We start from the raw sequence: 14,673 nt of genomic DNA on the forward strand, positions 1-14,673 counted from the left end.
GTCAATTGTGCTCATCACATCAGTAAAGGGGGTCGCCAAAATTGCCTTCGACGGATGAGGGTGCTTTCTCGCTTCCCGGCCACCGCATCAAGGGCGAGCTGCACCGATCGATGACAAGCGTCGTCTACCTGGCAGAAGACGTGCGTCTGGGGAGAAGGGTGGCCGTGAAGGCGCTGCGTCCCGCGTATTCCCGGGACGAGATGTTCCGCCGGCGTTTTCTGCGCGAATGGCGCACGACGGCCGGCCTCAGCCACCCCCACGTGATGCCGGTTTACGGCGTCGGCGAGAGTGGCGGTTCACTTTATGCGGTCATGCCATATATTCATGGCGGAGATCTGTGGGCGCTACTCGAATCGAATGGTCCTCTCACGCTCGAACACGCCGTTTCGGTCGTCGCGCAGACGGGGGAGGCCCTGGACTATCTCCACGCCCAGGGGCTGGTCCATCGGGACGTGAAGCCGGAGAACATCCTCGTCGACACGCGTTCGGGCCGGCGCTGCTACCTCTCCGACTTCGGCATAGCCACCGGCGAGGCCTCCACCCGGAGGCCGGGAACGGGCCTGACCGGCTACTTCGTGGGATCGCTGGGCTACATGGCTCCCGAACAGATCACCGCCCAGGTGGTCGACCGCCGGTCTGATGTCTACGCCCTCGGTTGTGTGCTCTACGCATGTTTGACCACGATGGCCCCCTTCCAGGAGCACGAGCCGGCTCTCGGCTCGCATCGGCGCGCGCGGCATCCTTCCCTCGCCGCGCTGCGCCCCGACCTCCCACCTCAGATAGATCGTGTCGTCGCCAAGGCGATGGCCGCGGATCCGCGAGCCCGCTACAGCGGCTGTGGCGAGCTCGCCGAGGCGCTACGGCGGATCGCTACTCCCTGACGTCGCGCAGTTCCGTGTCCTTCTCGATGTCCTTCTCGGCGCCGTTCCCGGCGCCGTCCTCGGCGGTCTCCGTGCCCTGGGCGGGGGCGTTCCGCATCACCCCCGGCAGGGTCAGGGCGACGAGTACGGTGGCCAGCGTGCCGCCGCCGCCCGCGATGACGAGGGTCACCGGCGCGGAGGTGGCGTCGAGCAGGAAACCACCGGCGACGTAGGACAGCGCGGCGGCCACCCCGATGGCTCCGTAGAGGTTGCCGAACACCCTGCCGAGCATTCCGGCCGGGACCAGCCGCTGCAGCATGGTGTTGGTGGCCACGTCCATCGCCGCGATGCCGAATCCGCGGACGAACTGGGTGGCGAACGCGGCGGCGACGGCCCAGGTCAACCCGGTGAGCAGGTTGCCCACGCTGCTCACCGCGAAGCCGGCGACCAGCAGGGTCACCAGCGGCACGCGGGTGCTGTAGCGGGCCATCAGGGCGTATCCGAACACCAGCCCGATGCCGACCGCGCCCAGGAGCACGCCCACCGCCGAGTCGCCGGCGGCGAAGGTCACCTTGGCCAGGAGGACCAGGGCGACGTCGTCGACCCCGTTGAACGCGACGATGGCGCAGAAACCCAGGGCGATGATCCGCACCACCTTGGCCGACCAGATGTAGCCGAGCCCGGACTTCGCGTCCTGCAGGAGCGAGGAGCTCTCGCCCTCCTCGGCGGGGGCCGGCTGAAGCGGCTTCAGCCGGAGCAGGAGCGCCCCCGCCAGCAGGAAGGAGGCCGCGTCGACCAGGAGGACACCGCGGACGCCGACGAAGGGGAGCAGCGCGGCCGCGATCAGCGGCCCGAGGGCCTCAGCGGCGTTGGTCCCGAACCCGAGCGTGGAGTTCGCGGTCTCCAGGTCCTTGTCTCGGACCAGCCCCGGTATCGCCGATCGGGAGGCCGGCAGGAACACCTGCCCCCCGATCGCGCGAAGCCCCACCAGCACCAGCAGCAGAGGCAGCGGCGGCAGCGAGAGCGCGATGAGCAGAAGGATCACGCCCTGGGTGACCTCGCAGGCGATCATCACCCGCCGGAGGTCGAAGCGGTCGCTGATCGCGCCGGCGATGGGGCTGAGCAGGGAAGGGACGAAATCCCCGACGAGCAGAAGCAAGGAGACCGCGATCGCCTGCCCGGCCGTGTCGGCCACGTAGAGCATCAGCGCGACAAGACTGAGCGCGTCACCGCCGACGGAGATGACTCGCGAGGTCCACAGGGATGCGAACCCCGGATTGTCGCGCAGTACGCTCAGCGCGCTCGCCCTTTTCGCCTCGGCTCCCGCGCTGGCATCAGAGGCTGACATGATCTGTTCTCTCCTCGGCTTGGGGGTGCGGGCCGGGACACGTCCCTTCCGGTCACTTATCGCTACCGGCGGCGTGCTCGGCCGATTCGGTGAGTCGACGCAGGCTCAGCGGACGCATGTCGGTCCAGTGCTCGTCGATCCAGGCCAGGCATTCGCGCTTGGTGCCTTCTTTTCCCGCGTCACTCCAACCGGGCGGGTTATCGCGCTCCTGCGGCCAGATTGAATATTGATCTTCATGGTTGACCACGATCTTACATGGATCATCGTCCTTGATAAGCAACTTGACTCCTATTTACTGAGATAGCGCTATTTATCCCTGCTTGAACCCTTGTTGATGAGGAGCGATACGTCGTTGGAGTTGTGATTTGCGGTGGCCAGATCCAGGGAGCCGTCACCGTCCAGGTCGAGCGCCGCGATTCCTCCTCGCGGGTCCTTTCCGGTGATGGGGAACGTCGCCGCCTCACTGAAATGTCCGATTCCATCGCCGCGGAGAATGCTCACGTCGTTGGAGACGGAGTTCGCCGTCGCGAGGTCGAGTAGTTTGTCGCCGTTCAGGTCGACGGCGACGACGGCGGCGGGCGCCTTTCCGGAGGTCGGATACTGGGCGGGAGCGGAGAACTCGCCTTCGCCCTTGCCGAGATACACCCACAGGTCGTGCTGGTCGAAGCTGCCGCTCACCAGGTCGATGATCTTGTCTCCGTTGAGGTCGGCGGCGAGGAGCGCGGACGGGTCGCCGCCGGTCGGCAGGCTGTCGCCCGCCTTGAACCCGCCGCTGCCGTCTCCGAGCAGCACGCCGATCTCGTCGGAGCCGAAGTTCGCCGTCAGGATGTCGGCCTTGTTGTCCTCGTTGATGTCGGCGGAGATGATCCGGATCGGGTCGAAGACCACGGGAAACTCGGTCGCCCTGCCGAGGCCGCCCTTGCCGTCGCCCAGCAGGACCGAGACGTTGTCGGTGTGGAAGTTGGTCGTCGCGACATCCGGGATGGTGTCCCCGTTGAGGTCGGTGACGAGGATCCGGTTGGGGTCGGCGCCGCCCGTCGGGTAGGCCTTCGGGGCGCGGAAGCCGCCCTTGCCGTCGCCCAGCAGCACCGACACGGTGTCGGGGCCGAAGTCCGAGGTGGCCACGTCGAGTTTGCCGTCGCGGTTGAAGTCCCCCAGCCCGAGGTCCGAGGGAACCATCCCGGTGGGGAACTTCGCCCGCTTGCCCGTACCGCCGTTGCCGTTGCCGAGCATCACCGAGATCGTGTTGGACATGAAGTCGGCGGTGATGAGGTCGGCCCTGTTGTCGCCGTTGACGTCGACGGTCACCAGGCCGGCGGGGCCCGCACCGGCGGTGACCGAGGTCGACGGGCCGAACTCGGTCTCGGGCGGCAGCGAACCGCAGGCCGTGAGCACCAGTGCGGCGACCGAGCCGACGACGACGAGCCGGCGGACACGCCCGGCCCGGCCGGCGGAGCCAGCGGTATGGGTCATTCCTCCTCCAAGTGGTTCTGAGCCCTGTTGTAGAGATCCAGCATCATGGGGTCTTTTACCTTTCCCTGCAGATATTCGTTTTCGAATCTCCGCCTGTATTCGGCGAACCAGTCCCGGTCGTCGTGGAGAAAGAGAATGTCGTGCGGCGCCATGTGTCGTATGGCGAAGCATGGCAGCGGTGCGATGGAGACCTGGAAGCCGGGATTGCGAACCGCGGTGTCAGGACATCGGAGGTGAAATTGCCCGAGCATCATGCCGTTCCGCACCATCTCGTTCTTGACTTCGCGCTGCACGGAATCGAGTACGTGAAGGCGCTCTTCCTTGACATTGGGAACGATGATCATCAGGCTCCGGCGTCTCAGCTCGTGAGCCGAATTCGGAGCCGCCGCCGCGAAGTCCTTCATGTGGGTCAGGAGAAGGTCCGACAGGGCTTCGGGGGATTCGCCGTCGATCTCGCTGTGGACGACGAATGCGAGCGCGTCCGTTTTCAGGGACGCGGGGACGAAAGGGCAGATGGGCCCTCCCCGCCCGAGTTCCGTGTGCGGTTCGGAGATGTAGGTGTGCAGCCACGTCAGGATCCGGCCGGCGTGCACGACCTCATTCGCGCTCAGCGGCGTGCGTTTCTCGTGTCCGGGGACGACGGTGCTCATCAGACCGGTGTCACCTCCAGTTGCGGGGCGGGAACGGGAGCCAGGGCGATGGTCGGGCGCGCCCGGACCGGTGAGGCTCCCCACGGCGCCATGCGAAAGTGCTGTGCCAGACGCGTGATGATCAGTTCGCCCTCCAGCAGGGCGAACAGGTTGCCCATGCACTGGTGGGCTCCCGCGCCGAAGGGCAGGTAGGAAAAGCGGGGGCGCTCGGCGGCGCCGGGTGACAGCCATCGGGCAGGGTCGAAGCGCTCGGGCTCCGGCCACACCTCCCGGTGCCGGTGGGTGACGTAGGCCGACACGATGAGCCGGGATCCCGCGGGCAACCGCGCGCCGCCGATCTCCACGGGTTCGTCGATCACGCGGCGCAGCGCCCACGCGGGAGGGTAGAGACGTACGGCCTCCTGCACGATCGCCCTCGGCCAGGAGAGCCGGGCGAGATCTCCGGCGGTGAGAGTGCGCTGGGGGACCGTGCTCGTCACCTCCTCGTAGAGACTCGCGGCGACGGGCGCGTGAGTGCCGAGCAGATGCAGAGCCCAGGTCAGCGCCGTGCCGGTGGTCTCCGTGCCCGCGATGAATATCGACAGGACCTCGTCGACGAGCTCCTCGTCGGAGAACCTCACCGAGGGGTCCGCGCCCCGGCTTTCCAGCAGGCCGTCCAGGAACGTGGGCTCGTCGTCCCCACCACCCCGCCGCCGGTCACGGACGGCGTCGGAGATGATGGCCCGCAGAGTTCCGATGGACCTCACGTAGCGCCGGTTGTCCGGTGTGGGCCACCGCCGAGGCGGTTTGACCAGCGTGAACAGGCGGTCGTCCACGTATCGGAGGAGGAAGCTCAACTCCTCCCGGGCGGTCTGCCGGTCGATGCCACGATGCCGGCCGAAGGTCGCGTCGATCATCATCGCGACCGTCGCCCTCTTCATCTCCCTGGCCAGGTCGATCGTGCCGGCGTGCAGCCAGTGCCGTTCCATCACCTCGTCAAGCGAACGTAGGAGGAGGGGGACCATCTCCGCGAGGCGCTCCTGGCGGAACAGCGGCTGGATCAGGCGGCGGCGCCGGAGCCAGTCGTCGCCGCTCGGCGAGGTGAACAGCCCCTTGCCGAGCAGTTCCCGAAGGAGCGCGCGATGCACGCGCCGCCCTTTCAGCAACGTCTGTTTGACGCCGTCGGGGTGAAAGGCGGCGTAGATCGACCCGGAGACCCCCAGGTCGAGCTCCACCAGGTCGCCGTACTTCCGATGCGCCTCCACGAACATGCCGATCGGATCACGGAGAAAGCGGTGGTTCAGCCCCAGAAGGGGAGGGCCGGAAAACCGCGGTATGTCCTTCACCCGGCTACCTCCGGCGCGCATCGAAGGAGCGACCAGTGGGTGCCGGGAACCACTTCCCGGACCTCGTCGAGGTGGAATCCGCTTTCGGTGAGGAGCCGCTCGAACTGCGCCCGCGTGCGTACGGCCCCGCCGAAGTGCGCCAGAGCGTTGATGTCGCCGTCGACGGCGAAGGCCCCGTCCTCGACACGCTCGGGCATGAGGAGTTCGAACACCAGCAGGGTGGAACCGGCCCCCATGGCGTGGCGGCAGTTGGAAAGGATCTTCACCGCCGTCTCGTCGGGCCAGTTGGCGAGCACGCGGGACAGGATGTAGACGTCGCCCCCCGGCGGGACCGAGACCCGGAAGTCACCGCTGACCACCTCGCAGCGGTCGCCGATCCGCCGGTCGGCCAGGGTTTCCCGGCCGGCCTCGGCGCTGAGGGGCAGGTCGAACACGATTCCCCGCGTGGCCGGGCTCAGCGAGAGGATCTCGGCCAGCAGCGACCCGTTCCCGCCGCCGACGTCGACGACGGTCCGGCAGGACGTGAAGTCGAACAGGCCCTGGATCAGCTGCGCCGCCCCGGGGGCCAGCGCGATCATCCGGTGATAGTGCCCGGCCAGGTCCGGATGCCGGTCGAGATGGTCGTAGTAGCTCGTGCCGAAGACGTGGTCGAAGGCGATGCCCCCGCTGACCAGGCTGTCGTACAGCCCCGAGTAGGCCCGGTAGCTGAGGCCGCCGAAATAGACCGCCTGGCCGCGGAGCGTTTCCGGATGGTCGCCGCGCAGCAGGTCGCCGGTCTCGGTCAGGAAGAAACGCCCGTCGGTGTCCTGTCCCAGGATGCCCAGACTCGCCAGGGCGCGAAGGACCTGGTGGAGCCGGTCGTGCCTGACACCTGTCGAGGCGGAGAGCTCCGCGCCCGAACGCGGCCCGCCGGCCAGCAGGTCGGGAACTCCCAGCTCGGCCGCGAGATGCACCAGCGCGGTGCGGCGGTACCCGCCGAGCATCTCGGCCAGTCGCGCCCGGGGCGAGGGTGTCATCGTCCGCCCTCCCGCCGGTGGCGGGCGATCGCGTGGTCGAGCGCCGCGCGGAACGCGTCGAACAGGCCGGCCATCGGCTCGGCACCGTGAACCTCGGGATCATGCAGCATTGTCAGCTCCAGCGTGTCGGTTTGGTGGTGCGCCTGAAGAGCGAGGCTGAAATCCGTCCAGTGCTCGTCGGGAGGCTGGAGCGTGATGTCCAGTCCCCCGATCCGGGGAAGCTCGGCCGGACGGTCGGCGAGGTCGAACATCATCGGGAACGCGGGGGCCCGGCCGGTCCCCTCCCGTTCCCCCGCACGCTCCAGCGCGGCGAAGGGCAGCGAACGCTGACGCCGGTAGGCGTCGACGGCCACCGCCTGCACCCGCTGGATCCGGCCGGGAAGATCATCCGTGTCGTCCATCGGGACCCGTAGCACCGCCAGGTTGACGAAGCGCCCGATCACCTGCTGGAACGCCGGATGATCCCGGCCGCTCACCGGTACGCACACGACCGGGTCGCCACCCAGGCACCGGGAGCACGCGACGGCCCAGGCGGTGAGCAGAACCGTGCGCAGGCCGCATCGCTGCTCTCTCGCCAGGGCGGCGAGCGCCCGGGTTTCCTCCGCGTCGAGTGTCAGGGTTCGCCGTAGCCTGCGCGGGCCGTACGAAAGGGGCCGCACGGGCCACGAGGCCTCCGGCATCGTGCGCAGCCAGTCCTGTACGGCCTCGGCCACGACGTCTTCGGTCAGCCAGGAGCGCTCCCAGGCGGCGTAATCCGGATGCTGGAGGCTCAGCTCCGGCAGTTCCGGAGTGCGCCCCGCACGCAGCGCCGCGTAGGACACCGCGAGCTCGTGCGCGAGGATCTGCGCCGAGGCGCCGTCGGTGGCGACGCGGTGGAGCGTCAGCGAGAGCTCATGCTCGTCCGGGCCGAGGCGGGTGACCTCCGCCGCGAGCAGCTCACCGCTCTCCGGCGACGGGACGGCCGCGGCGCCTCGCTCGATCCCGATCTCGTACGGCTTCCGCACGATCTGCTCCGGCGGGCGGCCCGGAACCGATGAGGGGACGACTGAGACGCGCAGCGCCTCGTGACGCGCGACCACCGTGTTCAGCGCCCGCCGCAGGACGTCGAGATCCAGGTCGCCCCGGATCCTGGCCACCAGCGGGACATGGAGTTCTTCCGGCCCGGCGCCCGCCTCGGCGAGCCGGTGGATCCGCTCTTGGGCGTGGGACAGCGGAACCCGGTCGGTGTCCCGCCTGCGCAGCGGGAACGCCTGCCACCGCTCGCCCGCGCTCCGGCCCGTACTCCGGTCCGTACTCCGGGCGCGGACGAGTCCGGCCAGCTCTCCGAACGTCGGGGCCTCGAAGAACTCGTGCAGCGCCAGCTCCACCCCGAAGCGTCCGCGCACCGCCGCGACCAGCCGTACGGCGAGGAGCGAGTCACCGCCGAGCTGGAAGAAGTCGGAGCCGGTCACGACCGCCTCCTCACCCAGGGCCTCCGCCCACAGGCCCGCCAGCAGCTCCTCGGTGGAACCGGGCGAGAAAACCTGCCCGGAGCGTGGCCCGGCGGGCGGCGGAGGGGGATCGGGCAACCGCCCGGCGGCGACCTTGCCGGTCACACCTCGGGGGATTTCCGCCACCCGTACCAGGTGGGCGGGCACGAAGGCGGGCGGCACCCGCTCCACGAGGTGACCGCGGAGCGAGGCCACGTCGAACGCCCCGGCGTCGCGGGAGACCACGTAGCCGACGAGCGCCGGGCGCCCGCGCACCTCCCGCAGGACGACGACGGCGTCGGCGACCGCCGGATGCTCGCGCAGCGCGTCCTCGACCTCCGCGGGCTCGATCCGCACGCCGTTCAGCTTGACCTGCTCGTCGAGACGCCCCAGGAACTCCAGGGTCCCGTCGTGCCTGTGGCGCACGAGGTCACCGCTGCGGTAGATCCGCGCACCCGGCGGGCCGTAGGGGTCCGGGCGGAAACGGTCCGCGGTCGCGGCCGGGGAGCCGACGTAACCGTAGGCCAGCCCCGCACCGCCGATCCACAGCTCGCCGGGCACCCGCACGGGCACCGGTTCGAGATCGCCGTCCAGCACGTACACCTGCTTGTTCGCGATCGGCCGGCCGATGCTCGTCTCGTGGCGCGGCTCGGCGGGAGTGACCGGGTGCGAGGTCGTGTCGATGGTCGCCTCGGTCGGGCCGTACTGGTTGAAGAGCCTCGCTCGCAGCCGCTCGTGGAAACGGACGGCCAGATCACGGGGGAGACGCTCGCCGCCGCAGAACACGTGGGTGAGAGAGGCCAGGTCACCGGGCGCCGCCGTGTCGAGCGTCCGCGCGAGCGTCGACGGCACGAAGTCGGCGATGGTCACCCGGTGGTCGCGGATCAGCGAGCCGACACGCTCGGGGTCGGCGGCCTCCTCCTGGGTGGCGAGCACGACCTCGGCGCCCGTGGTCAGCGGTCCGAACAGCTGCCAGACCGAGGGGTCGAAGGAGAACGAGACGGTGTGCAGCAACCGGTCGCCCGGCCCGACGCCGGTGACCCGGCGACGCCACTCCAGGTTGTTGCACACCCCGTCATGGGCGACCATCACGCCCTTGGGAGTCCCGGTCGAACCGGAGGTGTACATCACGTACGCGATGTCGTCCCCGCTCACGACGGGGAGCCCGCGCCCGGTCGTGCCCGCGGTGCGCTCGTAGGTGCGGACGTCGAGCACGCGCACCCCGGCGGCGTCCACCCGCGACCGCGGGTCGCGACCGGCGATCAGGAAACGGGCTCCGGCGCCCGCCAGCGCCCGCCGGTTCCGCTCGGCCGGGTACGACGGGTCGAGGGGGAGATACGCCGCACCGGCCATCAGCACCGCGAGCAGCGCCACCACCAGCTCGGCCGACCGCTCCACGCACACGCCGACGACGTCACCCCGGCCGACGCCGAGCGCGACGAGACGCTCCGCCTGGTCGCGCGCCCGCCGTTCCAGCCGGCCGTACGACAATCGCTCCGTCCCGCAGCGGAGAGCGGGGGCGTCGGCCGTCCGCCGCGCCTGCCGGATGAACGCCTCATGCACCACGGACGGCGGGGCGACCGGCGCCGCGGTCCGGTTCCACTCCACCAGCACGGTGTTCCGCTCCACCGAGGTGAGCATCGGCACCCGGCCGACCGGGACGTCCGGCTCGCCCGCCAGCGTCTCCAGCAACCGGCCGTAGTGGCGCGCGAGTTGTTCGGCGGTCTCCCGCTCGAAGACCGCCCGGTCGTAGTCCGTGGTGACCCGGAGGCCACCCGCGTCCGGGGTGATCGACAGCGTCAGCGGGCACTGGGCGGTGCCCGGCCCCAGCTCGATCGGCTCGACCGTGAGCCCGTCCACCTCCACCCGCGGCGGCGGCGCGTCCTGCAGGGCGAACAACACGTCGTACGGCGCGCGCTTCGCTCCCCGGCCTGACGGCGCGCCACCGGCCGGGCGGTCGGCAGGCCGGTCCGCGTGGGCGAAGGCGTCGGCGGCCGCGGCCCGCACCCGGGTCGCGAGATCACGGAAGGAAGGCGCCCCGGACAGGTCGGCCCGGATCGGGACCGTCGTGAACAGGGGACCGACGACCCGGGCGAGCTCGGGCCGCGTCCTGCCGCCGAACGGCACGCCGACCAGGAAGCCGGACGCCCCGGTATAGCGATGCAGCAGCACCTGCAGCGCCGCCATCAGCCCCGCGAAAAGCGGTACGCGAATCGAACCGCAGAAGTGCGTGAACTCGCGTGTCACCTCCGGGGAGATCGTCGTGATCAGCCGCCCTGACTGGCCCGCCACCCCGGGCGACCGGGGCCCGTCCGCCGGCAGCTCCAGGGCCGGCGACGCTTCCGCGAGCACCGGGTCCCGATGGTCCGGCAGACCGGCTTGATGGTTCGGCAGGTCCGGCAGACCGGCCTGGTGGTCCGGTAGACCGGCCTGGTGGTCCGGTAGACCGGCCTGGTGGTCCGGTAGACCGGCCTGGTGGTCCGGTAGACCGGCCCGGTCCGCGGAGCCGAGCCGTCGCCGCTGCCACGACGCGTAGTCGGCGAACTGGAGCCGCGGTGGTGGCGGATACGCCCTGCTGCCGTCCCGCGTGGCGGCGTAGATCGCGGCCAGCTCCTCAAGCAGCACCGTGTTCGACCACGCGTCCGTGGCGATGTGGTGGACGGTGATCAGCAGCACGTGATGGTCGTCACCCATCCGGATCAGCGACGCCCGGAAGGGCAGGCCGGTGCCGAGGTCGAAGGCGCGGCCGGCTTCCTCACTCGCGATCCTCTCCAGCTCCCGATCCCGCTCCGCCTCGTCGAGGGCGGTGAGATCGGCGTAGGGAACGCGCGGCGGAGCCGAGCGGCTCACCCGCTGCAGCAGCTCCCCGTCCACCTCCACGAAGCTCGACCGCAGCACGTCGTGCCGGCGGAGCAACTCCTCGCAGGCACGCCGCAGCGCGGCGACGTCGAGATGTCCGCGCAGGCGCAGGGCCATGAAGACGTTGGCGGAGGCGTCCTCGGGGAAGAGGTACTGGCGCAGCCAGAACTGTTCCTGCGTCAGGGACAGCGGCGCATCCTCACCGTCCTCGCCGCCCCGGCGCGGGACCACCGGATCGGCCTGGAGCTGCCTCGCACCGCGCAGCCGGGCGGCGAGCTCGGCGCGGGCCTCCCGGGACAGCGCCTCCCTGCGCCGGGCGATCGACTCGGCTTGGCTTCCCTCGCTCATGCCCCCGCCTCCCACAGGCTGTCGGCATCCCGGTCAGGCGTCTCCAGGGTCGCGATGATCGCGTCTTCGACCAGGAGCGCGAGTTCGGCGATGGTCGGGCTTTCGTAGAACACGGCCAGCGGAAGCTCGATCCGGAACAGCCGGGACAACTCGTCGAGCGCCTGCATGCCCAGCAGGGAATGCCCGCCGATGTCGAAGAACGACTCGTTCTTGCCGATCCCGCCGATGCCGAGCAGGCGTTCCCATACTTCCGCGATGACCTGCTCGGTTTCGTTGAAGTCCGTCTCGTTGGGGCCGGTCTTGTCGAGATCGGTCTTGTCGAGGTCGGCGCCGGCCGCCAGCCGCCGCGCCTCGGCCGGGTCCGTCCCCCGCGCGTCCCAGGGGTCCTCCACCGCCTCGACGGTGTAGCGCCGGCGCTCGAACGGATAGGTGGGCATGGCCATCCGGCGCCGCCGCTGGGATTCGTGCAGGCCCGCCCATTCGACCGAGGCCCCGTGCGACCACAGCCTGCCGAGCGAACCGAGCATGACCTCAAGGTCGTCCCGGGTACGGCCGGGCCCCGGTAACGAGGGCACCGCCGCGGCGAAGGCGGCCGGATCGCGCACCGAGACGAGATCGCAGAGAGCCCGGCCCGGCCCCACCTCGACCAGCAGGCGCGCACCCTCGGCCGCCACGGCGTCGAGCCCGTCGGCGAACCTCACGGTCGCGCGCACCTGGCGTCCCCAGTAGGCGGGATCGGTCGCCTCCTGGGCGGTGAGTACCCGCCCGGTGACATTGGAGATCACCGGCCGCCGGGGCGGCGAGAGCGTCACCGCCGCCGCGGCCTTCACCACCATCTCCGCGGCGTGGTCCATCACGGACGTATGGAAGGCATGGGAGGTCCGCAGCCGGCGGTAGCCGATCCCGCGCCCGAGGTAACGCTCCTCAAGGGCGGTGATCGCGGCGATCTCACCGGCGAGCACGGTCTGCGACGCCGCGTTGACCGCCGCGACCTCCACGCCGTCCGCGAGGTCGGCGAGAACCTGCTCCTCCGGAAGCGCCACGGCCGTCATCGCCCCGCGCGGGCTCGCCGCCATCGCGTGCCCGCGGGCCATGACCAGGCGCGCGGCGTCCTCGCGCGACATGACACCCGCGACACAGGCGGCGACCAGCTCGCCGACGCTGTGGCCGATCAGCACGGCCGGTTCGATCCCCCAGGACATCCACAGCCGCGCGAGCGCGTACTCGATCGCGAAGAGCGCGGGCTGGGTCACCGACGTGCGCCGCAGCGGAAGCTCCGGATCGACCGTGTGCCCGGAGGGCCAGAGCGTCTCACGCAGATCGACCCCGGACTCACCCTCGCCGAGAAGGTCCAGGCAGGCGTCGAACTCCCGCCTGAACACCGGCTCCGCCTCGTACAACCCGCCCGCCATGCCCACGTACTGCGAGCCTTGGCCGGAGAACATGAACGCCACCGGAGGCGGAGCGGCCGCCCGGCCCCTGAGGACCCTCGAATGCCCGGCCGCCGCGATCTCGGCCGCGGCCTCGGAGCCCGACCGCGCGATGACGACGCCCCGATGCTCGAACTCCTGGCGTCCGGCCTGCATCGTGTAGGCCGCGTCGGCGAGCCGCGCGCCGTCCAGATCCCGCACCGCGTCACCCAGGGCCGTGATGGCCCGGTCACGCCCGGCGGCGGTCCGCGCGCTGACGGGAATGATCTGCCAGGGACGGCTCCCGTCCGCCCTCTCCGGCTCGGGCGCCTCCTCGACCACGACGTGCGCGTTCGTGCCACCGATGCCGAACGAGCTCACACCCGCCCGCCGTACCCCGGCTATCGGCTCCCACGGCCGGACCGCACCGTTCACGAAGAAGGGCGTGGTGTCGAGGCGAAGCTCGGGATTGGGCCGCTCGAAGTGCAGCGTCGGCGGAATGACCCGATGACCCAGCGCCATCACGACCTTGACGAGCGAGGCGACGCCCGCGGCGACGTCGAGATGCCCGATGTTCGTCTTCACCGAGCCGAGGGCGCACCGGTCACCCGGCTCCACACCGGCGACCGCCTCGGCCAGCGCCGCCACCTCGATGGGGTCCCCCAGGCGGGTCCCCGTTCCGTGCGCCTCGATGTAGCCGATCGTGGCCGGGTCCACCTCGGCGGCGGCGTGGGCGGCGCGGATCACGCGTGCCTGGCCCGCGATCGCGGGCGCGGTGAATCCGGCCTTGAGGGCGCCGTCGTTGTTGATCGCCGAGCCTCGGATGACCGCGTACACGGAGTCGCCGTCACGCAGCGCGTCGTCGAGGCGTCTGAGGACGACGAGGCCTATGCCGTCGCCGTTGACCATCCCGGTCGCGTTCGCGTCGAACGCGCGGCAGCGCCCTTCCGGCGACAGCATCCCGTCAGGACGGCTTGAGCCACGCCCGAGCCCTTCGGCACCCCTGACCGCGACCCCTCCCGCGAGCGCCATGTCGCACTCGCCGGCGAGCAGAGCCTGGCACGCCATGTGGACGGCGACCAGCGACGTGGAACAAGCCGTCTGCACGACCACGCTCGGCCCCCGGAGGTCGAGCTTGTGGGAGGTCCGTGTCGTCAGATAGTCCTTGTCGCAGCCGATGAGCAGTTGCGAGTCGTCGAGCAGATCCCGGTGACGCGGGCTCGACAGGACATCGAACACGTATCTGCTGGTGGACGATCCGGCGTAGATCCCGGTGACCGGCCGGTTCGCGCTGCCGTATCCGGCGTGCTCCAGAGCCTCCCACGCGCACTCCAGGAACAGGCGCTGCTGCGGATCGGTCCGCTCGGCCTCCTTGGGGCTGAAGCCGAAGAACTCCGCGTCGAACAGGTCGTGGTCCTCCAGGACTCCTTTGGGAACCGACCAGGATCGCGGTGCGGCGGACACGGAGTCGACGCCGTTGAGGATGTTGTCCCAGTAGGAACGTATGTCGGGGGCGCCGGGAAACCTCCCCGCCATGCCGATGACCGCGATGAAGTCGCTGTCGCTGTCATACGTGTGGTCGATGCTCATCTGTCGTGTCCCTTCGACTCGTCGCTCAGGCGTCGGCGGCGCTGCTTCAGCCGCGACATCCCCGCGCGGCGCTCTTCGAGTTGCGGCGTGTCCTCGGCCGATGCGGCCGGAGCGTCGTGCGCCTCTCCCGCGAGGTAGGCGGCCAGCGAGCGCAGGGTCGGATAGCGGAACAGATCCAGGACCTGGAGATCGCTTTTGAGTGCCCGCAGCCGCTCGTGGGCCTGAATGAGAAGGAGGGAGTGGCCGCCGAGGTCGAAGAAGTTGTCGTCGAGGCTGGGGGTGGGGTGGTTGAGGAGGTCGTGCCAGATGTGGGCGATGGTGTGCTG

Annotated in this window: 10 protein-coding genes; 1 reads left to right on the forward strand and 9 read right to left on the reverse strand. The window is 70.2% G+C overall.

The genetic code is table 11. The annotated features are described in order from the left end of the window. Positions 1–41: 41 nt before the first annotated feature. Positions 42–881 carry a serine/threonine-protein kinase gene (locus tag ACFY2X_RS23945; RefSeq protein WP_389941197.1) on the forward strand — a complete coding sequence of 280 codons (840 nt, stop codon included), beginning with the start codon at positions 42–44 and terminating at the stop codon, positions 879–881. On the opposite strand, the gene ACFY2X_RS23950 is transcribed toward ACFY2X_RS23945, so the two are convergent. The 9 genes from ACFY2X_RS23950 to ACFY2X_RS23990 form a co-directional block, all read right to left on the reverse strand. Further along, positions 871–2,208: an MFS transporter gene (locus ACFY2X_RS23950; RefSeq protein WP_389941199.1), complete on the reverse strand. Its 1,338-nt coding sequence runs from the start codon at positions 2,206–2,208 to the stop codon at positions 871–873. The two genes, ACFY2X_RS23945 and ACFY2X_RS23950, sit on opposite strands and share 11 nt — an antisense overlap. 52 nt (positions 2,209–2,260) lie before the next feature. Further along, complete coding sequence (locus tag ACFY2X_RS23955) at positions 2,261–2,488, reverse strand: MbtH family protein (protein WP_389941201.1); 228 nt, start codon at positions 2,486–2,488, stop codon at positions 2,261–2,263. Between the two features lie 26 nt (positions 2,489–2,514). Continuing rightward, complete coding sequence (locus ACFY2X_RS23960) at positions 2,515–3,681, reverse strand: FG-GAP repeat domain-containing protein (RefSeq protein WP_389941203.1); 1,167 nt, start codon at positions 3,679–3,681, stop codon at positions 2,515–2,517. Then, positions 3,678–4,331 (reverse strand): DUF6875 domain-containing protein, encoded by a 654-nt coding sequence (locus ACFY2X_RS23965; protein ID WP_389941205.1) that lies wholly within the window; start codon positions 4,329–4,331, stop codon positions 3,678–3,680. The genes ACFY2X_RS23960 and ACFY2X_RS23965 overlap by 4 nt, the downstream gene beginning before the upstream one ends. Further along, positions 4,331–5,656 (reverse strand): cytochrome P450, encoded by a 1,326-nt coding sequence (locus ACFY2X_RS23970; protein WP_389941207.1) that lies wholly within the window; start codon positions 5,654–5,656, stop codon positions 4,331–4,333. The genes ACFY2X_RS23965 and ACFY2X_RS23970 overlap by 1 nt, the downstream gene beginning before the upstream one ends. Further along, positions 5,653–6,672, reverse strand: coding sequence for a methyltransferase (locus ACFY2X_RS23975; RefSeq protein ID WP_389941209.1), 1,020 nt, complete (start codon positions 6,670–6,672; stop codon positions 5,653–5,655). The genes ACFY2X_RS23970 and ACFY2X_RS23975 overlap by 4 nt, the downstream gene beginning before the upstream one ends. Beyond that, a complete protein-coding gene (locus ACFY2X_RS23980; protein ID WP_389941211.1) occupies positions 6,669–11,348 on the reverse strand; it encodes an amino acid adenylation domain-containing protein in 4,680 nt (1,559 codons plus the stop codon). Before ACFY2X_RS23980 ends, ACFY2X_RS23975 begins: the two co-directional genes overlap by 4 nt. Further along, entirely contained in the window at positions 11,345–14,347 is a 3,003-nt protein-coding gene (locus ACFY2X_RS23985) for a type I polyketide synthase (RefSeq protein WP_389941213.1), read from the reverse strand. The genes ACFY2X_RS23980 and ACFY2X_RS23985 overlap by 4 nt, the downstream gene beginning before the upstream one ends. Continuing rightward, positions 14,344–14,673, reverse strand: a 330-nt coding sequence (locus ACFY2X_RS23990) for a phosphopantetheine-binding protein (protein ID WP_389941215.1), incomplete at its 5' end; no start/stop codon positions are given. The genes ACFY2X_RS23990 and ACFY2X_RS23985, both read right to left, overlap by 4 nt.

Source organism: Streptosporangium sp. NPDC000396 (genome assembly GCF_042898655.1).
In the GTDB taxonomy this organism is placed as follows: Bacteria; Actinomycetota; Actinomycetes; order Streptosporangiales; family Streptosporangiaceae; genus Streptosporangium.